The sequence below is a fragment of the Dictyobacter aurantiacus genome, assembly GCF_003967515.1.
Taxonomy (GTDB): Bacteria; Chloroflexota; Ktedonobacteria; order Ktedonobacterales; family Ktedonobacteraceae; genus Dictyobacter; species Dictyobacter aurantiacus.
Map to the genome: position 1 here is coordinate 3,451,835 of NZ_BIFQ01000001.1, position 24,165 is coordinate 3,475,999.

General features: G+C 54.8%; 23 protein-coding genes and 2 tRNA genes. 11 read left to right on the forward strand and 14 right to left on the reverse strand.

The genetic code is table 11. The features are described 5' to 3' along the window. Window positions 1–72 precede the first annotated feature (72 nt). The 3 genes from KTT_RS13940 to KTT_RS13950 all read left to right on the forward strand — a co-directional run bounded on the left by KTT_RS13940 (window position 73) and on the right by KTT_RS13950 (window position 4,623). Complete coding sequence (locus KTT_RS13940; RefSeq protein WP_126596546.1) at window positions 73–2,505, forward strand: transglutaminase TgpA family protein; 2,433 nt, start codon at window positions 73–75, stop codon at window positions 2,503–2,505. A 117-nt stretch (window positions 2,506–2,622) separates the two neighbouring features. Continuing rightward, on the forward strand, window positions 2,623–3,747 hold the full coding sequence (locus KTT_RS13945; protein ID WP_126596547.1) for a hypothetical protein: 1,125 nt from the start codon (window positions 2,623–2,625) through the stop codon (window positions 3,745–3,747). A gap of 183 nt (window positions 3,748–3,930) precedes the next feature. After that, window positions 3,931–4,623 carry a hypothetical protein gene (locus KTT_RS13950; protein ID WP_126596548.1) on the forward strand — a complete coding sequence of 231 codons (693 nt, stop codon included), beginning with the start codon at window positions 3,931–3,933 and terminating at the stop codon, window positions 4,621–4,623. 420 nt (window positions 4,624–5,043) lie between these two features. Here the strand turns inward: KTT_RS13950 and KTT_RS13955 are convergent. Continuing rightward, window positions 5,044–5,129: transfer RNA gene (locus tag KTT_RS13955), tRNA-Ser, on the reverse strand. Window positions 5,130–5,136: 7 nt separating this feature from the next. Then, window positions 5,137–5,222: transfer RNA gene (locus tag KTT_RS13960), tRNA-Ser, on the reverse strand. 166 nt (window positions 5,223–5,388) lie between these two features. Here KTT_RS13960 and KTT_RS13965 point away from each other — a divergent pair. Further along, window positions 5,389–6,108 carry a phytanoyl-CoA dioxygenase family protein gene (locus tag KTT_RS13965; protein WP_160145854.1) on the forward strand — a complete coding sequence of 240 codons (720 nt, stop codon included), beginning with the start codon at window positions 5,389–5,391 and terminating at the stop codon, window positions 6,106–6,108. Window positions 6,109–6,145: 37 nt separating this feature from the next. Here KTT_RS13965 and rnhB read toward each other — a convergent pair whose 3' ends face one another. The 4 genes from rnhB to KTT_RS13985 form a co-directional block, all read right to left on the reverse strand. Next, window positions 6,146–6,841 (reverse strand): ribonuclease HII, encoded by a 696-nt coding sequence (rnhB, locus tag KTT_RS13970; protein ID WP_126596550.1) that lies wholly within the window; start codon window positions 6,839–6,841, stop codon window positions 6,146–6,148. Beyond that, on the reverse strand, window positions 6,841–7,275 hold the full coding sequence (rplS, locus tag KTT_RS13975) for a 50S ribosomal protein L19 (protein WP_126596551.1): 435 nt from the start codon (window positions 7,273–7,275) through the stop codon (window positions 6,841–6,843). The genes rnhB and rplS overlap by 1 nt, the downstream gene beginning before the upstream one ends. A 68-nt stretch (window positions 7,276–7,343) precedes the next feature. Further along, window positions 7,344–7,613, reverse strand: coding sequence for a 30S ribosomal protein S20 (gene rpsT, locus KTT_RS13980; RefSeq protein ID WP_126596552.1), 270 nt, complete (start codon window positions 7,611–7,613; stop codon window positions 7,344–7,346). Between the two features lie 339 nt (window positions 7,614–7,952). Continuing rightward, window positions 7,953–9,089 carry a cystathionine gamma-synthase gene (locus tag KTT_RS13985; protein ID WP_126596553.1) on the reverse strand — a complete coding sequence of 379 codons (1,137 nt, stop codon included), beginning with the start codon at window positions 9,087–9,089 and terminating at the stop codon, window positions 7,953–7,955. A gap of 466 nt (window positions 9,090–9,555) precedes the next feature. Between KTT_RS13985 and KTT_RS13990 the strand changes: the two genes are divergently transcribed. The 3 genes from KTT_RS13990 (at window position 9,556) to KTT_RS14000 (ending at window position 12,740) form a co-directional block, all read left to right on the forward strand. Further along, entirely contained in the window at window positions 9,556–10,386 is an 831-nt protein-coding gene (locus KTT_RS13990; protein ID WP_126596554.1) for an alpha/beta hydrolase, read from the forward strand. Window positions 10,387–10,540: 154 nt separating this feature from the next. After that, complete coding sequence (locus KTT_RS13995; protein WP_126596555.1) at window positions 10,541–11,860, forward strand: TolB-like translocation protein; 1,320 nt, start codon at window positions 10,541–10,543, stop codon at window positions 11,858–11,860. A gap of 7 nt (window positions 11,861–11,867) precedes the next feature. Continuing rightward, on the forward strand, window positions 11,868–12,740 hold the full coding sequence (locus KTT_RS14000) for a carotenoid biosynthesis protein (RefSeq protein WP_126596556.1): 873 nt from the start codon (window positions 11,868–11,870) through the stop codon (window positions 12,738–12,740). On the opposite strand, the gene KTT_RS14005 is transcribed toward KTT_RS14000, so the two are convergent. Together KTT_RS14005 and KTT_RS14010 are read right to left on the reverse strand one after the other, a co-directional pair. Further along, window positions 12,728–13,933, reverse strand: a complete 1,206-nt coding sequence (locus KTT_RS14005) for a glycosyltransferase family 2 protein (protein WP_126596557.1) — start codon at window positions 13,931–13,933, stop codon at window positions 12,728–12,730. The genes KTT_RS14000 and KTT_RS14005 overlap by 13 nt on opposite strands. Window positions 13,934–13,941: 8 nt before the next feature. Then, a complete protein-coding gene (locus KTT_RS14010) occupies window positions 13,942–14,694 on the reverse strand; it encodes a lysophospholipid acyltransferase family protein (protein WP_126596558.1) in 753 nt (250 codons plus the stop codon). 99 nt (window positions 14,695–14,793) lie between these two features. Between KTT_RS14010 and KTT_RS14015 the strand changes: the two genes are divergently transcribed. The 4 genes from KTT_RS14015 to KTT_RS14030 all read left to right on the forward strand — a co-directional run bounded on the left by KTT_RS14015 (window position 14,794) and on the right by KTT_RS14030 (window position 19,064). After that, the gene (locus tag KTT_RS14015) at window positions 14,794–16,332 is read left to right on the forward strand and encodes a phytoene desaturase family protein (RefSeq protein ID WP_160145855.1); all 1,539 of its coding nucleotides are present in this window, start codon (window positions 14,794–14,796) and stop codon (window positions 16,330–16,332) included. Between the two features lie 152 nt (window positions 16,333–16,484). Continuing rightward, a complete protein-coding gene (locus tag KTT_RS14020) occupies window positions 16,485–16,910 on the forward strand; it encodes a DUF4288 domain-containing protein (protein WP_126596560.1) in 426 nt (141 codons plus the stop codon). Between the two features lie 339 nt (window positions 16,911–17,249). Beyond that, window positions 17,250–17,753, forward strand: coding sequence for a hypothetical protein (locus tag KTT_RS14025; RefSeq protein WP_126596561.1), 504 nt, complete (start codon window positions 17,250–17,252; stop codon window positions 17,751–17,753). A 90-nt stretch (window positions 17,754–17,843) separates the two neighbouring features. Then, window positions 17,844–19,064 (forward strand): cytochrome P450, encoded by a 1,221-nt coding sequence (locus KTT_RS14030; RefSeq protein WP_126596562.1) that lies wholly within the window; start codon window positions 17,844–17,846, stop codon window positions 19,062–19,064. 122 nt (window positions 19,065–19,186) lie between these two features. On the opposite strand, the gene KTT_RS37085 is transcribed toward KTT_RS14030, so the two are convergent. From KTT_RS37085 to KTT_RS14055, 6 genes are all read right to left on the reverse strand, one after another. Next, window positions 19,187–19,675: a transposase gene (locus tag KTT_RS37085; RefSeq protein WP_235845707.1), complete on the reverse strand. Its 489-nt coding sequence runs from the start codon at window positions 19,673–19,675 to the stop codon at window positions 19,187–19,189. Continuing rightward, window positions 19,626–20,054: an IS5 family transposase gene (locus KTT_RS37090; RefSeq protein WP_235845709.1), complete on the reverse strand. Its 429-nt coding sequence runs from the start codon at window positions 20,052–20,054 to the stop codon at window positions 19,626–19,628. The genes KTT_RS37085 and KTT_RS37090 overlap by 50 nt, the downstream gene beginning before the upstream one ends. 474 nt (window positions 20,055–20,528) lie before the next feature. Then, window positions 20,529–21,740 (reverse strand): rhomboid family protein, encoded by a 1,212-nt coding sequence (locus KTT_RS14040; protein ID WP_126596563.1) that lies wholly within the window; start codon window positions 21,738–21,740, stop codon window positions 20,529–20,531. Window positions 21,741–21,795: 55 nt separating this feature from the next. Next, the gene (locus KTT_RS14045) at window positions 21,796–22,665 is read right to left on the reverse strand and encodes a rhomboid family intramembrane serine protease (RefSeq protein ID WP_126596564.1); all 870 of its coding nucleotides are present in this window, start codon (window positions 22,663–22,665) and stop codon (window positions 21,796–21,798) included. Window positions 22,666–22,828: 163 nt separating this feature from the next. Beyond that, on the reverse strand, window positions 22,829–23,476 hold the full coding sequence (locus tag KTT_RS14050) for a MarC family protein (RefSeq protein WP_126596565.1): 648 nt from the start codon (window positions 23,474–23,476) through the stop codon (window positions 22,829–22,831). Window positions 23,477–23,666: 190 nt separating this feature from the next. Further along, complete coding sequence (locus KTT_RS14055) at window positions 23,667–24,050, reverse strand: hypothetical protein (RefSeq protein ID WP_126596566.1); 384 nt, start codon at window positions 24,048–24,050, stop codon at window positions 23,667–23,669. Window positions 24,051–24,165: the final 115 nt, after the last annotated feature.

The window sequence follows — 24,165 nt, forward strand, 5'->3', positions numbered from 1 at the left end:
CTATTCAATGTATAATCATAAATTAGTGCTAGTAGTGTGCGTGGAGGCTTTTGTCGTATAGAGGAGTATTCGATGCGTTCGAGTCTTATAGATAGCCAGCGGGCCTCTGGTGAAATTGAAACGAAACAGCAAGCAATATATAATCAGGTTTCTCACCATTCATCTTTGCAGCCTCCAGTTTCACATCGAGCGACCAATGCAGCTGCAGCTCCTGGAAACAATATTGCACGTTTTCTGGTTCCGCAGGAGGGCTGGTTGGCGTTCCTCTTACTTGCTATCGCCCTTTACAGTGTCGTGGCGGTGATCGTCAATGCTGATTGGGTGCATTATAGTTCTTACCTGTATATCTGCCCTATCATTGGCCTGTTTGTCGGGTTGGTGGTGGCCAAACTTCCATATATTCCCCAGGCGCTATTACACCTGCTGGCCTGTCTGCTCGGACACGTGCTGGCTGTATGGATTACCAGTGTTTATGCGTTTCATGTGCCGACGCGAGTTGTGCTAGATGGGCTTCAGGCGGCTTTTAGCGGCCACATGGCCACCGAGTCCAGCGCGATGAGTGAGATGATCTTCTTCTTTTATCTGGCCTTCCTCTGTTTCTTTCTGGGATATTTCGGGAGCTGGCTGGTCTATCGTGCCCGCCTGCCCTGGTTGGTGGCGCTGGTCTATTGCTCTATTATGCTGGTCAACTTAAATTATGTGAAGAGCGACTATAACTATCTGTTGTTAGTGATGTTGGCGCCGTTGATCCTGTTGATCGCCCGTGTTCAACTGGCTGGTCGCCTGGCGCAGTGGACCAACGAGGGTCTTTATACGGATCGTGCCTGGTTGAGCAAGATGACCAGGCGCTGTATGCAGGCCAGCTGCTTGATCTTACTGTTGACCTTGTCTCTGAGCTGGCTGTTACCGGTACAGGATCAGCCTGAGAGCGGCAAAGTGCTCTGGGATCGGATTAACCAGGTCTGGAACAACGCTATGAGCGGTAATCTGTCCCTGGACACCCTGCGTTCAATTGCCTCGGCATCGAATACCACCAACTATTTTGGTAATCAGCTGGCGATCTCCAATAGTGTCCATTTACCCGATGGTGAAGTGATGGTTTATTCCAGCACCGATAAAAAATCACATTATCTGGAAAGCTCTACTTTTAGTACGTTTACCAATAATACCTGGACAATTTCTCCGCGGGAGAGCGCGTCACAGGAGTTCGCGGCTAATATGCGCCTGCCGCTGGATAGCGGGCATCCTATTGGTGATCTGGTGAAGACAAAGGTTACCCTGACGCAGACCATCAGTGGTTCAAAAAATTATCTTTTTGGACCCGCGCAGCCTATGACGTTCAGCGTTCCAACCCAGATCTACTCCAATGGTGGCAATGATGGAATTACAGCCAGCGCCTGGACACAACTGGAGCCGCTGACGCAGAATGAAAGTTATAGTGTTGTCTCGTCCCTCCCCTACCAGGGATCTGTAAACGATGTCCCGCTACCAGATGATAATCCTGACCTCTGGCATGCGGATACTTATTATTACGGACTGAGCCTCTCCTATCTGCAAAGGCCGCAGGATCTTTCTCCTCGTGTCGAGCAGACTGAAGCTCAGTGGACTGCTGGCGCGACCAATGCCTATGATGCCATGAAACGCATCGAGTCTCATCTCAGCGATCCGCGTGCGTTTACCTATTCAATCAATAACGCGCCTATTCCGGCGCATAAAGACGTGGTGGATTGGTTGCTGGAGACACATTCTGGCTACTGCACTTATTATGCCAGCGCGATGGTTGTTATGGGCCGTATGCTGCACATTCCTACTCGCCTGGTGACAGGGTTTAGCGCCGGGAAGTATGATTCCGCACGCGGCGTCTGGTCTGTTTCTGGTAGCGATGCCCATAGCTGGGTGCAGGCCTATTTTCCCAACTATGGCTGGTTGGATTTTGAGCCGACGCCCGGCTACTCGGCGCAGCCCCAGCAGGCAATCAACCAGGCTCCGACCCCTGTTGCGACGCAGCCCGCGCTCAAGCCGACGCCAACTATAAAATCTATACCAACCCATACGCCACAGAAGCAGCAAGCCGATCCTGCGCATCCACAGGCCACGCAGTCAGCGGACACGGATTCGTCATGGATGTTATGGGGGGCTCTGGGATTACTGGTGTGCGCGATCGCCTTCTTTGTGATTGCCTTCTTTGTCAGGCGCCGCCGTTTGCTGGAGTCCAGCCGCCCGGTTGTCTCAAATCTATTCTGGCGCGCCTGTCGTGTAGCTAGCTGGGCCGGTCTGGGGCCCAGGTCGTGGCAGACCCCTTACGAGTATACTGAGATGTTGAGCCGTCATCTGCCGCAAAAAGAATCCTCGCTCTGGCAACTGACGGACCTCTTTGTTCGTGAGCGCTGGGGGGCCAGTCCTCACGCGCCGGGCGAACAGGAAGCGATCTCACTGGAACGGTCCTGGCCCACGTTGCGCGCGCGTCTACTGCGCCTGCTGTTCTTGCGCAAAGGCAGCAAATAGCGCTGCATCGTGCATGACCATGCATGGATGTATCAATGCTCGTTACTCTCCCTATGGCCTCTCGTTTTCTAGTTATGAATGGATAGTCGTTGGGTCGTTGGGGAGAGTAAGTGAGCGATGTTTGGTGAGCCAATTGTGGAATGTGTCTATGGGTGGGGGCAGGTACTACAGCTTTATCCTGATCATCTGGATATCCAGGGAACCTCATACTCATTGTATGACTTGATTAACTTCAAGCCTGTTTATCGCCGCATTATGGGCGTCCCTTCAATGCGCCTGGAACTACAATTCATCTCTGATAGTGTAGTAATTCGCGGCATTGCTGATATATCCCTGGCTTTAAAAGTAATTGCGTATCTGCATACATGGAGTGCGGCACATCTACGCTATTCCGTGGAAGAGGTTCATGTTACCCCTGAACTTCCAGCGCCCGCCTCCACGGCGATTGTGTCCGCACCACAGCCACTGGTGCTTTCAGAAGGCGAGCGGGAGCACTTCTGGGAATACGATGCCCATGATCATCCAACCATCGCGGTTGGACCCCTTGAGGCCGTAGTGGATGGGGAGGCCGAGACGATTACGTCTTCTTCTGGTACGACCTCCTCAATGTTGCCAATAACGCTGGATGCCGTTACCTCGTGGCCCTGGACCGATGAACGTCATCGGCAGTACCTGCAGCACCAGCAGCGTCTCCAGCGCGAGCGCGAGGTACGCTTTTATGGCTTTGATGTGGAGGCACTGGCCAGAAGCTTACAGTCCAATCCGTTACCTCAGGTTTCGGTACCTGTGCTATTGCTGGATGGTGAATGTGCCCACTATTGCGTTGAGGCCAGGCTGTGTGACGATCCACCTGGTGAGGGGAAACGGGCCAGGGCAAAGATCAAAGACCAGGGCAGGCTCATCTTAACCAATCTCCGTCTGATCTATCTGGGTCAGCAACGTCATATTACGCTGGGCTACGAGCATATGCTCCAATACTCGCATGTGCCGGGCGCGGTAATGATCTCAACCACCTACTGGCGTCGGCAACAATTTTTTGTTATGCGCCGCCCGTTGGAGTGCGTGATGTACCTGGATCATATCTGGCAGCATTTTCAGGATAAGATCCTGCCCGCCGCCAGTCAGCATATGATGCCAGCCGATACGCAATCCTTGCGGGTGCAGCAGGCGTTTAGAACAAAAGAGACCATGCACCTACCGAGCCTGCCTGTATGTAGCGAATATGGTCGCCTGGAACGCTGAGCTTGCTTTATTCCAGAAATCACCTGGAGGCGCCGCATGTCGACGCTCTGCTTGCTCACGTTGTTCCGCATGTGTTTCTGAATTTTTTACGTAGTTAATGTGTAAGGAAAGGGAAAACTTCGTATGTTTATAGATACGCTGATGGCTTTATGGAATATCATATGTCGGGGAAGGATCAGAAAAATGCTGGTTACCTCTTTTGGAGTAGGCATTGGCCTGATCTGTTTACTGGCATTTATTGTTATACCAGCGTTTTCGCGGTCATCGGATCTGCTCTCGAATATGGCATCCTCATCTGACGCGGATCAGAACGCGAATGACGTCGTTCTCACGCAAAATCACAGCAGGTACGAGGTGACGCCGCCAGAAGTGCCACCCCCATCTCCGACCTTGCTGCCAACACAGGGTGCCGCACCTACCAATAATCAGCCTGGCTCTGGACCAACTCAATCTATGTTGTCTGTTCCACCCCCTCCGCCTTTCCCACCGGCCTTTAGTAATCCTTCGCAGAGGCCCGGGCGCCATATCATCATTACCATCCATCGCGTGCCCGCGCAGAATGAGAATATCATTCCGCCAACGCCACCAGCTGATCTGACGCCGCCACCTGCGCCACCGCTGATGCCGCCCCCCTCGATGTTACCCCCCGTGACACCGACCGCTACAGCGGCGACCGCGGCAACCGCGACCGCGGCAACCGCGACCGTGACGGCAACTGTGACCGCCCTGCCTACCCCCCAGGTAACGGCTACGACCGTCCCTCTAACACCCACGGCGACCGCTACCAGCGTCCCGACCACGCCAGGCACCGAGCCATCCACAACCGTGGCCCCCGCCAGCCGCAGTTCCATCTCAGCATTCTGGCAACACGAATAAGCAATTGATGGTGTGGCCGTCTTGCCATCAGTCGAACATGAATGTATCCAGCAGCGGCAAGCTTGCCATCAGTCGAACATGAATGTATCCAGCAGCGGCAAGCTTGCCACCAGTCGAACATGAATGTATCCAGCAGCGGCAAGCTTGCCATCAGTCGAACATGAATGTGTTCAACAGCGGCAAGCTTGCCATCAGTCGAATATGAATGTATCCAGCAGCGGCAAGCTTGCCATCAGTTAAATAAATAAGAACATGTCCGGTTGCGCTGTGCGCAACCGGACATGTTCTTATTTATTTAACCAACGCGTTCGCGTAGCGAACGCGCGAAAGGGGGCGCGAAAGCCCCTCACCCAAAATCAAAAAAGGAATTTCCAAGTTTGAAGAAAGAAAGGAAAAAAAGTGGGGTTCAGGTTGCAGGGGCGGAGGAGGTGGGATTCGAACCCACGAAGGCTATTCACCTTACACGATTTCCAGTCGTGCTCACTAGACCACTATGAGACTCCTCCAGGAAAGCGGAGAGAGAGGGATTCGAACCCTCGAGGGCTATTAACCCTACCGCTTTTCGAGAGCGGCACATTCGACCACTCTGACATCTCTCCGCGGACTACTATAACACATCTCTGTGGATGTGGCAAGCATTAAATCACCCTTTTTTTGGGCTTTCTGGCCCCCTCCCTTAAAATTCGATCTACCCTCTCTTTGGGAATGAATATGTACTATAATAATCAGATATGCTCAGTCCATCTTTGTAAGGAGGCAACAGGTATGGTTACAGCAGAGCAGCAGCGGCAGTTTGATGAACAGGGCTTCTTTCTTTTGCCCGATTTCTTCCTGACCGACGAGATTGATGCGCTGCGCGGGCGCATCGACCATTTCGCGGAGGCCCATGAGCGGCAGTTGCAGGAAAGCGGCAGACAGGGGATCAGCCGCCCCAAAGAGATCTCGTTTACAGCTCACCTGGCGGCCCAGGACCCCGAGATCATGAGGTTTGTGGCGCAGAAAAAGTTCGTGGACATCACCTCTGACCTGCTCCACGATGATATCTCACTGTACTGGGATCAGTCCGTCTACAAAAAACCTGAGGCGAAGCGGGATTTCCCCTGGCACCAGGATACAGGCTATACACTGACCGATCCCGCGGAATATATCACCTGCTGGCTGGCGCTGGATGATGTGACGGTGGAGAATGGCTGCATCTGGGTGATCCCCGGTAGCCATAAGCAGGGAGTCATTGAGCATACCGATACCGAGATTGGCAAGCAGTGCTACTTTGGTTCTGATCCCGGCCTGGCGGTCCCGCTGCGCAAAGGAAGCATGGTCGTCTTTAACTCGCTGCTCTTCCACCGCAGTGGTCCCAACGTTAGCTCTAGCGTACGCAAAGGATACGTGATCCAATATTGCGTGGCCCATGCCCGCCACGGCGTGACGGGTGAACCGTTCAATCGCGTGGTGGTTGCCCGTAATGGTCAGCCAACTCTGGTCTGATGCATACTGAGAGGAAGGGAGGCGATCGCCTCTTCTCTTAGTGTTCTGGCTCGACTGCCGTGATGACCGTCTCGTCGTTATCGACGGAGGCGAAGAGCCCGAACATCTCGCTGATGGGCGAGAAGCTGCGACGATGATGGGGTGTGACCCCGTGGGTGTGCAGTGCGGCCAGGTGGGCGGCGGTCCCATAGCCTTTGTGCTGATCAAAGCCGTAGTGTGGGTATTCTTTGTGCAGATCTACCATCAGGCGATCGCGGGTAACTTTGGCGATGATGGAGGCGGCCGCGATAGAGAGGCTGCGGGAATCACCTTTGATCAGTGAGCGTTGGGGGAGTGCTACCCTGGGTAGATAGATGGCATCAAGCAAGAGGGCGTCCGGAGCTGGTGTGAGCTGTTGCAGTGCCAGCTCCATGGCGTACTTGGTGGCCTGTAAAATATTGCGCGTATCAATAACGTCGACCGAACCGATGCCGACACCGACCGCCAGTGCATGCTGCATAATGTGATCGTAGAAGCGTTCGCGCGCGGCTGCCGTGAGCTGTTTTGAATCATTGACTCCCGCAAACAGCTCCAGGGTATGGTCTGAACGGGGTAAAATCACCGCGCCAGCGACGACCGGACCGGCCAGGCAACCTCTGCCCGCTTCATCGACACCGGCTATAAAGGAATAGCCCTGTTCAAACAGGGCTATTTCCTCCTCAAGCGTAGGACTGTTCTTCTTACGCGTTGGCATTATTTATTGGCGGCTTCTTTAGCGGCTTCTTTAGCTGCGATCTGCTTGGCACTCAATGGACGAATCTCTTTCAAGCGAGCAGCTTTACCGGTCAGGCCGCGCAGATAGTAGAGTTGTTTGCGGCGTACGCGCGCATGACGAAGCACTTCAATCTTCTCGATACGAGGAGAGTTGACCAGGAAGGTACGCTCGACACCAACACCGTTGGTGATACGACGCACAGTGAAATTGCGATTGACGCCGCTGCCGCGCAGGCGCATGACCACACCTTCAAACGGCTGTAGGCGTTCGCGGTTTCCTTCAACTACTCTGACTTGCAAGCGGACGGTGTCGCCCGACTTCAGTTCAGGTACATCTTTCCGTAACTGAGCACTTTCGACAGCGGTAAGTAACGCCCGCCCTGCTGGCTTTGTTACGACTTGTTTGTCAGCCATCCCTAAGACCTCCTATGCGCCAGTGCTCGACATGAATTGCTGGGTGGCAGAGCATTGGGCGCTTTCATTTACTTTTCTGCGTTAATAGCATTGAGCTGTTTCATCAGGCGCGATTTGCGGCGGGCCGCGTTATTCTTGTGGATGACACCTTTTTTGGCGGCTTTATCCAGTTCGCTGACGGCCAGACGTACGGCCTCAGCGGAATTCTCATCTGTGGTGCTGATTGCCTGACGAGCTTTGGTAACCTGTGTTTTCACAATCGATTTAGTGCTGCGATTGAATGCACGGCGTCTCTGTTCCTGACGCATGCGCTTTTCTGCAGCTGCATTATTGGGCATGTAAAATCAATCCTCCCCGGAACATCTGCCCCTTCGCGCGGGCTTTCTCACTATAAAAATGCCGACATGACTGTATCTGTCGGACTGAGTGCCCGTAGATTATAGCAGAAGTGTCTTTGCTATGTCAAACGAGGGAGGCACGTTGGGTGCCTCTCCTATTGTCGCTGGCGCGCCCCCTTGAATCATCTCTGTTTTTGTTGTGGTGCCGCCGCAGGCGGCACCACAACAAAAACAGACGGGTGCTGGGGTTCTCCGGGGCTGGCTAGCCCCGGAGAACCCCAGCACCCGTCTGTTTGATCATTCCGCAAGTGCGGAATGATTCATGGAATGTATGTGTAGTTAACGCAGTGCCTGTTCGAGGTCGCGTACGATGTCTTCGGCATCTTCTATGCCGACCGAGAGGCGTAGCAGCGTGTCGGTGAGGCCGCGTGCCTCGCGGATCTCTCGTGGGATCGAGCCATGGGTCATGCTGGCTGGATGGCAGATCAGCGATTCGACGCCACCGAGGCTTTCGGCAAAGGTAATGATCTGCAGGCGCCGTACGACCTGGTCGACATCCTCAAGCGTGCCCGTGAACTGGAACGAGACCATGCCGCCGAAGCCTTTCATCTGGCGTTTGGCCAGTTCATGGTCGGGATGTGAGGCCAGTCCTGGATAATAGACCTTCTCGATGCGTGGATGCTCTGAGAGGAAGCGGGCCACGGTATGGGCGTTCTCTTCGTGCTGGCGCATGCGTACGGCCAGCGTTTTGATGCCACGCAGGGTCAGCCAGGAGTCGAAGGGACCCGGCACGCCACCGGCCGCGTTCTGATAGAACTTGACGGCCTCGTAAACCTCTTTATCTTTAAAAACGGCGGCCCCGCCAACGACATCGCTGTGCCCATTGATGTACTTGGTGGTGCTGTGTAGTACGATGTCCGCGCCCAACTCTAACGGTTGCTGGAAGTATGGACTGGAGAAGGTATTGTCAACCACCACCAGGATGTTGTGACGGTGGGCTATTTCGGCGATCGCTTTAATATCTACCAGGCGCAGTAGCGGATTGGTGGGGGTTTCCAGCCAGATCAATTTTGTGTTCGGACGAATGGCTTTCTCATAGTCTTTGGTTGAGGCGGCCGACACATAGCTGGTCTCGATCTGGTAGCGCGAGAGGACGCGCTCGAAGATGCGGTAGGTGCCACCATACAGGTCATCGCAAGCGACCATGTGATCACCCGTTTTGAGCAGGCTTAAGACCGCCTGTTCGGCTGCCAGGCCAGAGGCAAAGGCCAGGCCATACTCGCTGTTTTCCAGCGCTGCGATACAGTCTTCAAGGGCGGTACGCGTGGGATTCCCTGAGCGCGAATATTCGTAGCCTTTATGGCCACCAAGCCCGGTCTGGGCGTAGGTCGATGTTTGAAAGATCGGGGTCATGATCGCGCCTGTGGATGGATCCGGCTCTTGCCCTGCGTGAATTGCTTTTGTTGAAAACTTCATTGGTTATACTCCCCAAACAGCCTCCCCTCATACATCGATATGTGGGACCGCCGCAATAATCTTGATCAACTATATCATCATAGCCCTTAAAGCACAATTGACATAGGTAATTTCTCACAGGACGTAAGGTCTTACAGTTCTTCTCTTGTGGATGGGCCTGAAGTCTGACAATGTGTATCCCTGACAGATGGTGTCACGTCAGGCATCTATAAATGATTACAAAGATAAGCACAGAAATATTCCTGCAACCCGCCCGCTGGCAGATTCGTCCTATTTATATCAGATGTGTATATCATTACTTAAATATTTAAGAATGGGTCTTACCTCCGTTATCCTGGGGCATGTGAGCGCCCCCGCACGCGCGTCCGCTGTGCGGCCGCGCTAGTTTTTTTAGCTGGTGCATATGGGGTGCGCGGATGCGCACCCCATATGCACCAGCTAAAAAGGTGTAGGAGGGTTTCGATATATGGATGCTTCTGAATTATTTTCGCTGGATGGGAATAAAGGTCATTGTCCTGTGGAGGTGAGCGTGGCCGAGATTCTGGCCGGACAGCCCGTCGCGTCTCCGTGTTCCGGCCGGGTGGGCGTGTTGCTGGTGCATGGACTCAATGGGGGCAAGAGCGATATGGAAGAGCTGGGCGCGTTGCTGCAGGCGCAGGGATGGTGCGTCGAGCTGATCTTGTTGCCTGGCCATGGGACTGATGTGCGCGATATGTTGCCCATCGGCTGGGCCGAATGGGCGCAGGCGGTGCGTGAGGCGCTGCATGAACTGCGGGAGCGCTGCGATCATGTCTTCCTGGTCGGCCACTCGCTGGGCGGCGCGCTCTGCCTGCATATGGCCGCCTCCGAACCGGTGGCTGGCCTGGTGACTATGTGCGCGCCTATCTCTATGTATCCTGGCATGCTGGCCGCCGTGCGAGTAGTTAAGCGTTTTACGCCCTGGTTGCCGACGCTGCGCGAAGATGTTCGTGATAAGGAGGCCCGGCGCAGGTATGCCAGGGGAGTTTATCGCCATACACCTATGGCACCCGTTGAAAGTATGTTACAATACTTACCGTTGTTACGGGCTGAGCTGCCCAACGTGACAGCGCCGATTCTGATTATGACGGCCATTCATGATCACGTTGTGCCGGCACGTGATGGGAGAACCATCTACCGCTTGATTGGTTCACAGGAAAAGCAACTGGTAACGTTTCACCGGTCATACCACGTTATCATGAAGGATCACGATCGCGAAGAGGTGTTTGAGCGCACGCTGGCCTTTATTCAGAGGCATCTCCCATCGACATCAAGTTAAGCAGGAGGTGCAGGAGGGCGGCTAGCCCTCCTGCCGGGGTGGGGACTTGAGCATGCTCCCAGCATGCTCGCCTACACCCCGGCAGAGAGTTTAGCATGCCCCCGGCATGCTCGCCCTGCACCCCTTTATAGTAATTTTGGAGCTAGAGGCTACCTTGAAACCACATGTTAGTAATCCACCGGCATCGGAGCCAGAGACGCCACAGAAGAGAACGTGGTGGGCGGCGTCTCTCTCTAGAGGCGGTGCCGCTCTTTTTCTTCTCCTGCTGTGCCTGGTGTTTGCCATCAGTGGACGGCAGATCTGGCGTGGCTGGCCCGCGACAACCAGTGCTTCAAACGCGGAGTTCTCAAGCTCCGCTTCCGCTCCCGTGCAGGCCCCAAATGGCGATGGTCTCTCTTCCCTGCAATTGCCCACCGGACGCACGCTGGTCTATGAACAGGTCGATCATATCTATACCATTGCTACCGGCGAGAAATCTTCCCATGCCCTGCAGACGCCTGGCTATATCTATAACCGGGCCGTTCCGGCTGTGGTGACCGCGGGGAAAGAACTGCTCTACAGCGGTGCTGGCATCTGGCGCATGAGCCTGTCGGGTGGATCGGCGACGCAGATCGCCTCTCTCCCATCTGATCAGGTGATCACATCGATGGTGGTGAGCTCCGATGGGAGCACGCTGGCCTGGAGTAGTGCGCCAAAGGATGGTAGTGGAACGATTTCATTGTATGCCGGTCCACTGGATCATACCAGTCGCGTCTATCAGCAGCCAGCTGATAAGTGTCCCTGCTACAGGGCCTTTGCGTTTCCGAATAACGATACCCATACCCTCCTGCTTACCAACGATCGCGGGGACCACCGCAGCGTGCGCTATGGTCTATGGAAGCTCACTCTTGGTCAGGGCTCCTCGGCGCAGCCGCAGCCATACCTGAGCGATGCCGATCAGCAGGGCCCCCTGGCGCTGGCACCGCACGGCAACAACCTGCTCTACTCCACCTTCCAGGGCTATGTTCCCATGCAGGAGGAGCATGCGCCCGACGATATTTCGTCGCTGAGTTACGCGAATAGCCTGTCTGTGGCGTCTATTGGTGGAGCGCAAACTCAGGTCGGGCGGACGCAGACGCTCCTGCCCGAGCAAGGTGATCTGGAGAATACCGAGGAGTATCGTTGGGTATCAACCCCGCAGTTCAGTCCCGATGCCCGGATGCTGGCCTATACCGAGTTTTCTGTTAGCAACGTGAAGCATTTTCCGCGTCAGTATGCCCTGTACACGGTTGATCTGCATGGTGCCAGTGGGGCGAAGCCACAACTCCTGGCGACCTCCACAGCCCATTATATGGAGACCGGTGCCTGGTTGGACGATCATACCGTTACCTTCTATGCCGACAATGCGCTCTACGCGCTGGATATCCAGCAGCACAGTGTTGCCCGCATCACAGCAACCGGAGCGTATGCTGATGTTATCGCGGCGATAGAATGAGGCGATTGTGAAGCGCAACTCGACTGGTTTGCGAGCCCTATTTGTGGTACTGATAGGGCTCTTTGTTTTTTGCTATCCTTTTGCGGTCATCGGTGTGGCCTTTGATGTCAGGCCACCTTTTTCTCTGGATTGGGCCGGTAGCTTCCTGCTCTTTTTAGAGGGCGGCATTCTGCTGCTGGCCGCCATGCTTTGCTATGGTCCGCTGCCCGCTCTGTGCGCGGGCATTGCGATCATCGTGCTCTCATACCTGGTGGAGACTCTGGGTGTCAACACCGGCTTCCCCTTTGGCGTCTATCACTACACCCCCGTCTTATTGCCGCGCCTGCCTGGTGGGGTCCCGTTGGCCGTTATGTTTGCCTGGATACTGATTGTCCTGGGTGGTTACGGTATTGTGAAACGCCGCCTGCCTCTTAAACGTAGCATAAGGGTAGGGGAGGCATTGTCTGTTGCGATACTGGCGACACTTTTGGATCTGGCGATTGAACCTGTAGCGGCTCATGTTGTGTTGTACTGGCGGTGGGAAGTGAGAGGCTCAATGGACTACTATGGGGTACCGTTGATGAATTTTGTGGCATGGTTTGTAGTCGCGTTCGTGCTGGTGGTCGTGGTGAATGTGATATTGCAACAAGGGAGAAATATTCTACGGTTTTCTCAACACGGACAGGTGGACCGGGCGAGTGTGCAGAAGGCGGGAAGAGTTGAGCGACTGGCAATGCTGGCCCCATGCATCCTCTTTAGCTGTAGCCTGTTTATGTTTGGCCTCGTTGATCTCACCCATGGTTACTTTCTCGGCTCGGCCTGTGCCCTCGGTGCCGGTCTGCTCATCCTCCTCCTCTGGCGTTTCGTGCGTGCGCAACCTGTTTCTGATTATGCCGGATAATATCGCCCCTTCCACGAGGTGCCCGTTTTACTATAGTGCCAGCGGATCGCGTTGAGCAAGATAAGGCATTCAATGATGATCGAGAGAGCATGCAGCAGACTGAATAGCAGAGCCTGTCCCAGATTTCGTCGATTGAAGCGCAGCGCCAGCAGTACGCGCATAAAGATGGGTAGTAGCGTGGCTAGCAGCGCCAGCACGATGATGAGTGGACTCGCCATCAGCAGCAGGCTGGCGATGAGGACGATAGGAGGCGCTACAAAGAGCAGCAGATTGAGTATCAGGGCCCCCAGGGCGAATACGAGTGAATAGTTGTAGAAGGCAAACAGATTTTTCGAGAAGCCCGACCAGACCTCCGTGAATGAGTGATACATGCGGCACTCGGTCTGTTCCTGCGCGTCTACATAGGACATGCGATAGCCAGACGCCTTGATGGCGCGTGCCAGCAGGACATCCTCCAGAATACGCCCCTTGACCACGGTGTGTCCGCCAATCTTTTCGTAGGCGCTGCGCTGAAAACAGAGCATCTGCCCGTTGCCAGTTGCCAGGCTGGGCTCGGGACGCCGGTAGATCAATGCTACCGGAAGCAGGGTCATGATCGTGAAGTTGAGCAAGGGGATGATCAATTGTTCTCCCGGGCCGCCCAGTATCTGCGCTGGCTGCGCCGTTAGTAGTTGTACCCCCAGACGTCGCATCTGTCCGATTACTGCCTTTACCATGTCCGGCTGATGGATGGTATCGGCGTCGGTGAAGAGGATATATTCTCCTCGCGCCTGTTGGGCCAGCTGCTGGCAGGCGAAGTTCTTACCTATCCATCCCGGTGGAAGAGCGCCACCCCGTAGCAGGCGCAGACGATCGTTTTGATGAAGTGGGAGCTCGTCGATCAGACCTTGCACGATCGCCGCCGTTCGATCGCTGCTCTGGTCGTCCAGCACCAGGATTTCGAGTCGCTGATAGCGTTGAGCGAGCAGCGAGCGCACGCACGTTCCTATATTCGCCTCCTCGTTGCGCGCTGGAACCAGGACCGATACCAGCGGCTCCTCGCTATCCATGGAGCTATCCTGGGGGACGCGCAGGAGTGTAAACGTATATAGATTGATCAGCAGGATGCTGAAGTTGATCAGTAAAATAAATAAGAGCATACTGAGCAAAGCCGGGATGGCGATAGATACGATAAAATGCTCGAAAGGGATCATGAAGACCTCTATTGATGCTGTATTTGTTTGCGCAGGAGTGCTGCGTCAAACAGTCTATTGGTTGATGCGCGACCATGCATGATCTGGGTAAAGCCGCTGTAGTTGCTGTGTATGACGTCATCGCGCAGCTGATCCAGTTCGGCAGCGACTTTTTCCTGTAGACATGCGGTGTAGTGCTTTAAGAAGCCGCGTGTCTGCAGTTCGGCCTCACCTATCTTCAGCGGTTCTCCCAGGCTGATGTAGAGGTCGGGCCGCTGCTCCGCCAGGTATTCGATGCGAATGGCGGCCGGATAGACCAGCGCTGGCGCGGCCAGCCTGGCGATGTGGGCCGCGCCACTGAAAAAGGTGAGCGGCCGGTAGTCATTGGGAGAGATCTCACCCTGTGGGAAGAGCCAGACCATGCGTCCCCTCCGCTGCTTGAGCAGCTTGCCGGCGTAGTTGACGCTCTGCATGGCCGAGCGCGCATTGTGGCGATCAACCGAGAAACAGCCGACCCAGCGGAAGAAGAAGTAGCGTTTGAGCTGCGCCTCCTCCATCATCAGGTAGCCGTCCAGCTTCAGATGCCGTTCGACGAGGGCAGCCACATAGCCGTCCCACCAGCTGGAATGGTTGGCGCAGATAATAATGGGGAGCCGGCGCTGTTCTTCTGTCAGTGGCTCCTGCATGCGGAAAAAGATCCGGTCAAAGTGCCCGCGTAGCGATGTACGTATTAATAGCCAGACCAGTTGCTCGCCCGGCGTAAACTTACGAGCAGGTATCATTTATGGCTGTCTCCTTACCCATCAGGGATAATGCTAACATCTTCTTTGAGAATATTATAGCGAGGTATAATGATGTCTGTATATAAAAAGATTTTAATTGTGGGAGCGGGTATTGGTGGGCTGTCGGCATCCATCCACCTGGCGGCTCAGGGGCACTCAGTTTCGCTGCTGGAACGCCAGCCGCGCGTGGGCGGTAAGCTGAACCTGATTAGGCAGGATGGTTTTAGCTTTGATACCGGTCCCTCACTGATTACGATGCCCTATGTGTTGCGCGATCTATTTCAATCGGCTGGTCGTCGGCTGGAGGATTATCTGGATCTGCAGCCGCTGGAGGAGACGTGCCGCTATTTCTATCGCGATGGTGCTATCCTGCATGCCTGGCGCGATCGACAGCGCTTCACCCGGGAGATCACCCGCTTCAGCCAGCGCGACGGCGAGTCATTCCAGCGCTTCTTCGAGGCCGCCCGTACGCTCTTCGCGGCCTCGGCCGATCCCTTCCTCTACAACAGTCTGGGGAGCCCGCTGGATGTGGTGCAGACCTTTCTGCGCTTCGTGCTGCAGGGACATTCCGGCATGTCAGAGGAGGAGCAGGGGCAACTGCCTGAACGCCTCAAAGCTGTGCTAACCGCCCTCTCTCCCACGACGCTGGACCGATATATCAGTACCTTTTTTGAGGATGCCCATATTCGTCAGCTTTTCGATCGTTACGCTACCTATAATGGTTCGTCGCCCTACCAGGTGGCCTCGGTGTATAGCATCATCCCCTATGTCGAGATGGCCGATGGCGGCTGGTATCCGCGCGGTGGCATCTACGCGCTGGCGCGGGCACTGGAGAAACTGGCACGGGAACTGGGTGTGACCATCTGCACCGGTTGCGGGGTGCGCCGCATCCTGGTCGAGCGCGGCAAGGCCAGTGGCGCCGTTCTGGATGATGGACGCGTCCTGCGCAGCGACCTGGTAGTAGCCAATAGCGACGTGGTAACGACGTATCGCGAACTGCTCTCGCCGTCCATACGTCAGTCGCGTTATACTCGGCGCCTGGAGCGGTTAGAACCATCCAGTTCGGGCTTTGTACTCTTGCTGGGCACTAGCAAGCAATATCCAGCTCTGTCCCATCACAACATTTTCTTCTCCGATGATTATCCGGCCGAGTTTGCCGATCTGTTTGAGCGCAAAGTTCCTCAGCACGATCCCACCATCTATATCTGTGCCACCACGCGTACCGATGCCAGCCAGGCTCCGGCGGGCCACGAAAACCTGTTTATCCTGGTCAACGCTCCCTATCTGACCGATCATGCGAACTGGCGACGCGACGCGGCGGCGTACCGCGACCGGGTCCTGGATACACTGGCCCGCTATCCCCAGATCGACCTGGGCGATATTCGTGAGCACCTTGTCTACGAACATATGCTGACGCCCGAGGATTTTCAGCGCAACTACGGGTCCAACGCCGGCTCCATCTATGGACTCTCCTCGAATGATCTCATGGCCCCTTTTACGCGGCCGGGTAACCGAGCCGCGCACATCAAGGGACTCTATTTCGTAGGCGGCAGCACCCATCCGGGTGGAGGGGTCCCTCTAGTAATGTTGTCTGGCAGGATCGTCGCTCAACTGATCGCCGAAGATCATACCCGCTGATCGGCATATTTCGCAATCTGGTGTACCCAGATTGTATAATTGTCGTTGTGTTCGTGTTAGAATGTTTGCGTTGCCGCTTGCTGAAAAGGGGCACGAACGATCGCGTAGATGCTGGGCTATGTACAAGGTATGAGATAGAGAGGAGCCTCCTCATGGCGAACATCCCCGACAATGTAAAATGGTATCTGGCCGAACTGGTAGAAGAGATTAAGATCGAAGGTGAGAGCGAGAACGTGGTTCACAACAACCTGGTCCTGATCCGCGCGGACTCACCGGAGGAGGCTTATCGCAAGGCGCTGGCCAAAGGTGCGGAACTAAACGACGTCTATGAAAGTCCCGATGGTAAGCAGGTCAGAGTCACCTTCCGTGGACTCAGTGACCTGAACGCGATCCTTGACGAGCTTGAGGACGGGGCCGAAATCGCCTACGAAGAGATGACTGGCGTCACCGAAGACGAGATCGAGGAGATGCTGCCCGACAAAGACCAGCTCGGCGTCTTCCAGTCCGACGATTCCGATACTCCGGACATCCTGGAAGAGGCCATGCGCATCATCCGCAACTCCGAACATAACCAATAATCCCATAGCCCCGGTTTTGCCGCAAGGCGGTTGCGGGCCCGACCAGCTCCCAGGTTCGTTATGTGTTGGTGCGGTGGGTGCGCAGCCGTGCACACCACCCCACCATATAGAACCAGTGCGTCTGCTACGCGACACACCGGTTCTATATGGTGGTGCAACAGGGGCGCGGATGTGCCCCTGTTGCACCACCATACAAAAACTGGGCGGCCGCGGAGCGGACGCGCGTGCGGTGGCGCGCACGTGTCCCCAACATGACGGAAGTCAGATACATTCTAAGATATGTGAAATAAAAATGGCAGGATGCTATCCCAGCAGAATCGTAGGAAGGGATTTCATATTATGGAAGCATTAAGAAATTTAAGAAGACGCCAGAGGATTGCTTTCAACTATGGATTGTGGCTAGCTCTGTTAGGGACTTTTTTAATAGCTATATTGGACGCTTTTGATGGCTACAGGCACATGATGACTTTTGTAGATAACTATATGTATCTAGTAGTTTATTTTCTAGCTGGAATGCTTACTGCTAGAAAAGCTGGCGTCGTGACTCATTCCGGTCTGGCTGGTAGATGGACTGCTTTTTTCTCCGTGCTTTTCGGTCTGGTTTATGAGGCGATTGTCTACCTTTTCCAGTTTGCAGCCTTCCACACGCTTCCCAAATTTATTACCGACATAGAGTTTGGAGATGTTCATGCGCCGATTACGCTCATCTTTTTATCGCTTATAGCCTGCGGCTTACTTGCATTTGTTACCGCCCTGACGGTGGTTATCGGTTGGGGGATTGGAGCTCTAGGTGGTTTGTTGGGTAAGGCAATGTTTAAGGCACCCGCAGGTAGTGATTATTAAAATAAGGGTACTATAAGGGTAGTGTGGCATCGTTTTCTTTATGTGGTCTTTGATGTTGAGCAGGCCAGATATGACATGAAAGGATACTCTATGTCGGCTACCCCCTCTTATTCTTATGAAGAGCTGCAGCGCCGTCGGACGCGGCAGGCATCTGTCCTCCTGACCCCCGATATCTACGATTGGTATGAGCAGATGATGGCCTCGCACGATCTCTACTATGACGAGACGCGCGCCTCCTGGCTGTTGTTTCGCTATGAAGATGTAATGCGTGTTTTGCAGGACACCAGGACGTTCTCATCGCAGCGCACCACCAATCCCGATGGCAGTGTTGATCCCATCGCCAGCGGTGGCATTCTGGGCATGGACCCGCCGCGCCATCGTCAGTTGCGTTCGCTGATTTCAATGGCCTTTACCCCTCGTGCTATCGCGCAGCTGGAGCCGCGTATCCGCGCCATCGTTAATGATCTGCTGGATCATGTGGGGGACGAGGATGGTATGGATGCCATCAACGACCTGGCCTTTCCGCTGCCGATCATCGTGATCGCGGAACTGCTCGGCGTACCGGCCAGCGATCGAGAGCAGTTCCGCCAGTGGTCGAGTGATTTTGTGGGAACCGACTACGCGCTGCGCCTGGCGACCTCTAAAAAGATTGCTGCCTATTTCCAGGCGTTAGTAGAGCAACGCCGCAGGCAGCCAGGTGAGGACCTGGTGTCTGAACTCATCCGCGCGGAGATTGATGGTGAGCGTCTGCCCGCGCCCGATATTCTGGGCACCTGCCTGCTGCTGCTGATCGCTGGCCACGAAACCACCACCGGCCTGATCGGCAATGCGATTGTGTGCCTGGATGAGCATGCGGAGGCGAAGCAGGAACTGCTGGCGCATCCCGAACTGTTGCCATCGGCGATCGAGGAGGTGCTACGCTATCGGGCGGTTGTACATACCATACCGCGTATTGTCGCCGTCGATACGATGTTGTGTGGACAGGAGATCAAGGCGGGAAACCTGCTGTTGCCCCTCTTCGCCGCCGCGAACCTGGACAGCAGGCAGTTTCCCGATCCTGGCACCTTTGATATCCGGCGCGACCCCAATCGGCACCTGGGCTTTGGCTATGGCATCCATTTCTGCCTGGGCGCGCCGCTGGCCCGCCTGGAGACGCGCATCGCCCTTTCCGCCTTGCTCGAACGCTTTCCCAACTTCCATAGGCGACACGCGGGGCAATTGGAGCTCAGACCCAGTTCATTCATCTATGGATTGAAGCAGTTACCTATCGTCTTTGAGAGCGTGTCTGATTCTCATGATCATCGCCTGTAGCCTGGCTGAGTTTTCGCATCGGCGGTGCTCACGAGTCTATGGTGTGTTGGTGCAGCAGGGGCGCGCACGTGTCCCCAACATGACGCAACTCTGACACTCTCTTAGAGAGTGTCAGAGTTGCGTCATAGAGGGGAAGGTGGAGCGAGCCGGATCAGCATGCGTAGGCTTGCTGAGAGCATGATAAAGGCCTCCGAACTAGCTGGCAAGCCCTCATGATCGCGGCAGAGCCGACGCCAGCGCGTGATCCAGGCAAAGCTGCGCTCCACCACCCAGCGTTTGGGCAACGGCTGGAAGCCCTGGGGCACGAGCTTGTCCCAATCCACTTCCTCGCCCTCGGGCACTAAGATCCCGCGTTTGGGCACCTTGAAGTGCTTGACCGTCTGCATGCTCCAGCCCAAATGCAGCTTGAGCCACAGGATCATCTGACCACCATAATGACTATCCCCCCACACCGTCTGCATGCGCGGAAAACGTTCTTGCAGTGGCTGCAATAACGCTTGCCCTCCTTGCAGATCAGAACACTGGGCTCCCGTGACTTTGATCGCCAGCAGGGAGCCTGCACTATCGACGAGGGCGTGTCGCTTGCGTCCCCACATTTTTTTTCCCCGCATCGTAGCCCTTCTCCGGACCACGAACCGCACTGCTTTTGATCGATTGGCTATCAATCACCCCCACGCTGGGTTGGGGATCTCGCCCTTCTTGCTGGCGCATCTGCATGCGCAGAGCCTCCAAGACCTGGTCCCAGACCCCTTCGCGTTGCCAGCGTCGAAAGTAGCTATGCACCGTGCCATAGGGCGGGAAATCGTGGGGCAACGAGCGCCAGGGGCAGCCGCTCCGCAACACGTAGAGAATCGCATTGACGATCATGCGCCGTTCATGATAATGGTAGACCGCCTCGCGATGGACGCGAGGAATCAGTGGCTCCAACACGCTCCATTGTTCATCACTCACATCAGATGGATAGGCACGCCATACGGCACGGCTTGGCATCGTCACCCTCCTTTAGAAAACAGACAGGGGCTCACCTCGTGGTTGCCCTCAGTATGGAGGCTTTGGGGGGCCGATGTCAATCTGAAGCAGCGGAGGCGTGTGTTCTTTCCCTTCTCGCTCCTTTTGGTCTTCCTCCTTCTTTTGTCCTCTCTTCTAAACCCTTCAGTGAGTCGTCATGGCTCCCACTACGACGCAACTCTGACACTCTCTAAATGACGAGGGTAATCTATTAGTGTTGTTTCAGAAGGTGAGGAATAAGGGAGTCAAGCAGGGGGGTAAAGGGCATGGATAGGATCACCCTGTCTTTGTGCCGTGGTGATAGTAACGGTACATTGATAGGATCAATGTGACTCAGCCGGGTCACAGCGAGATTGCAAGCCCGACTCCCTATTTTTAGTGTAATTAAGAAAACAAGAAGCAAGCAGCATTAACGCTGTTTGCTTCTTGTTTCTGCTTTATGGCGAAAAAAGAGAATTAGAAGAAGATGCGCCCACGGCGTGAGCGGGGCATCAGGATGTAGGCCAGGATCATGCCACCGACGAGGCCGCCGATGTGGGCCCAGACGGCGATGCCCGATCCAGGTGTAAAGCCGAAGACCAGGTTGAGCACTAGCCAGAAGAGCCACTGTCCAATGACCCCGGTGCCAGCTGCGCCCAGGGCGCGTCGATTGATTAGATAGAACATACCGATGGCGCCAAAGACGCCAAAGATGGCTCCTGAAGCCCCTACCGCGATGCCATTAGGATCGAGTAGGAGGAAGGCCACGCTACCCAGTAGACCCGATACCAGGTAGATAACCAGGTAGCGCCACTTGCCATAGATGATCTCAACGCCTCGACCCACAAAGTAGAGCGAGAGCATATTCAGGGCAATATGGTAGATGCTGTTTGGATCATGCAGGAACATAGCGGTAAAGAGACGCCAATACTCTCCATTGTTCGTGATCAGTGGATTTACCTGCGCGCCATAGATAAAGACAGCATTATCCAGTTTCATCCAGATGTAGATCAGAATGTTGATCACGATCAAGGTGATGGTGACCAGGGTTGGATATTGACTTAAAGTAAAACGGGTACGTACCATCTGGTGGCGCATGGGATTGGGCTGTGACCAGGATGGCGCGGCCATGCGTTGGCGGCTGGCATTCTCCCCGTTGTTTACCTGATTCTCGGTTGGGCTGTTCGCGCCGGGATAGCTGCTGGTCGGTTGAGCGGTAGGCTTTTGATTTTCCAGGGGAGGGAAGCAGTTTTCAAAACGGCCCCCATACGAGAGACGCGTAGCGCGGGCCCGCGCCAGATTGGCGTCATAATCCTGTCCGCTGGCGCGCAGCAGGTAAGAGCGCAGAGCGTGCAGGTAGCCGATACCTGGATCGCTCTCGATGGCCTTATCGACGCTTTGCAGGGCGCGATCATAGCGACGATCCAGCAGCTCCAACAGCGCCTGGGCCGCCCAGCCCTCCGCGCCACCTTCTGGCTGCAGTTCTTGTACACGGCGACAGGCCATCTGCACTACCCCGTAGTTGCCCAGGGCCAGATTGGCCTCTGCCAGGCCCAGGTGTACCTGCGGATTATCGGTTTCCAGCTGAGCTCCATGCGCGTAGGCGATGGCCGCCTCCCTGCCATTGCCCTGCGCCAGCGCCTGTCTCCCCTGTTCTAGATAGTTTTGGAGTTCCGTTTGTGCTTCCACGAGATTTCCTCCCAATATGCCATCGCTCACGCCGGATATGGCTGGCGCATAACGATTAGTGTCCCAAATGTAAAGCTAAAATAGCAAGTAGTAGTGTACCTAAAATTGTTAAAAGTGCCAAGGGCCATCGGCGAGATAGACGATGTGTATCGAGCAATATCTGTTCCGCGCCCGGCCGATAGAGGGGTGTGAACCACCAGCCTAGCAGGCAGCCGCTGATAAATCCGCCCAGGTGCGCGTTATTATCGACGTTAGCCATCATAAAGCCGAAGCCTAGATTAATCCCGATAATAATGACCAGCCAGAGCAGCGCCATCAGTCCTCCCCGGGGAAAGGCGCGCCGGTGGATCAGCACAAAGATGCTATAAGCCCCGACCAGTCCAAAGATAGCGCCCGAGGCGCCCACGCTGATGACATCTGGCGCGAATACAAAACTGGCGATAATACTGATAATACCTGTGATTACGTAAATTAATAAAAAACGCAGATGACCAACCAGACGTTCCAGAAACGTACCCAACACGACCAGGTTCAGCATATTCAGTCCTATATGTAACAGGTTGGCATGCAGAAAGATCGGTGTTAGAAAACGCCAGTACTGCCCCTGCAGGATCAGATCATTCTCTTTGGCTCCATAGCGGATCAGCACTGTTGTCAGGGCCTCGTCGCTGCCGGGCTGCGTATTAATAGCGTTGTTGAGCACATGGTTAAGGATGGCGCCCAGGCTGTGGGCGCCCATCGCCTGGGCAACCCGGGTCGCCGTGAAACACCAGATCAAGCTTGAGCCAATCACAATAAGCCAGGTTCCCCAGCTGATGCGTGCCAGCGGTGTACGGGTACGGTAGTAGGAAAGCGCCGCCCGGTAGCTCTGTCTGGCACGAGCTGTACGTGTCGTCACACCATCAATGAGCTGAGGATTATTCACGTACACCTCGTTTCAAGGACGCTCTACTCATAAGACCTTGTACCTGTCTTCTTCTATCAGTATAGTTGGTATGATTGTTCTTTGTATGTACTACGTACTACAGCGTATAAGGTCGCAGGTCTGGGCCATGTATTATGCGATCGACACTGGATTGAGCTGGTGCTTACCTGATAAATCCGCCCGTATGAATATAAGTGGTGATACCATTGAGCATAAATTGAATGGCCAGAGCCGCCAGCAGGATACCCAGGATACGTGATAATACCAGGATGCCGGTTTTACCCACACGCTTGATAATCCAGGTGCAGCTGCGCATCGCCAGCCAGGCCAGAAAGAGGGCGCTGATAATGGCGGCAGCCACCGATATCAAGCTGAAGGGATGGGGCGCGGCCTGCCCGACATAGAGGATAGTGGTGGCGATGGTGCCGGGTCCGGCGATCATCGGGATGGCCAGAGGAAAGACGCTGATATCTTCGCGCGTCATGGCCTCTTCTGCTTCGGCCTTGGTTTCACGTGTCCCCGACTGACGACCAAAGAGCATGTCAACGGCGACCAGAAACAGCAGGGCGCCGCCCGCTATATTAAAGGCGTACAGCTCAATCCCCAGTCGATCGAGCAGATAACGTCCGACGAGCGCGAAGAAAAGGATGATGCCAGCGCTGATCAAGGTGGCGCGCGCCACAATCACATTGCGCTGCGCGTTCGTAAAATGTGAGGTAAGCCCTACCACGACCGGAGCCAGCCCGACCGGATCAATCACGGTAAAAAAGGTCACAAATGCACTGATGGTAAAGGTTAATGAGATGTCCACAGATGAAGCCTCGACAAAGTAAAAAAGTAATGTAAACAAGCCGCCGCTATTATATCACACATGAGTTAAAGGAGATGGTAGTAACTTCCATCTCCTTTACAGTAAGGCGTTCATGTGTTGTTCCATCGGGCCCCTCCAGACTCAGCACTATCGTTACGCTGTTCCGGTACCGACTGGTTTACCGGTATGCTTATTGCTCTTGCACCGGGGTGGTTGGGGTTGCATATAGACGGCGTCGGCGTGTCCAGTTGCGATAGCTTCGATAGGAGGCCAGGTACCACAACAACTCAAACACGACGGCCGAAGCACAGGCTTTCAGTAGCGGAACATCATAGAGGAAGATGTCCTTTGGAATATTGACCAGTACGACATCGGTGGCGAACCAGATACCCGCCAGCGCGATCACGACGGTACTGAAGATTCCAAAGGGGACGCGACGCCCAAAGACCAGGCGCGCCAGTATGCCTATTACCAGCGCCAGGAACCAGCATAGAAGCTGGCCTGCGCTCAACAAAAAGTGCGCCCCGCCCAGCGCGAACGTAAAAATGACGAGGTCAGCGAGTATTGGACTCATCGAGCAAGCTCTCCTTTATGGTATGGCTTTTTCAGGTTAACTATTTATATTTATACCAGAATGTCCCTGACTCATTACTCTGCTATATCTGTTACGTAATAGCTGATAGAATAGG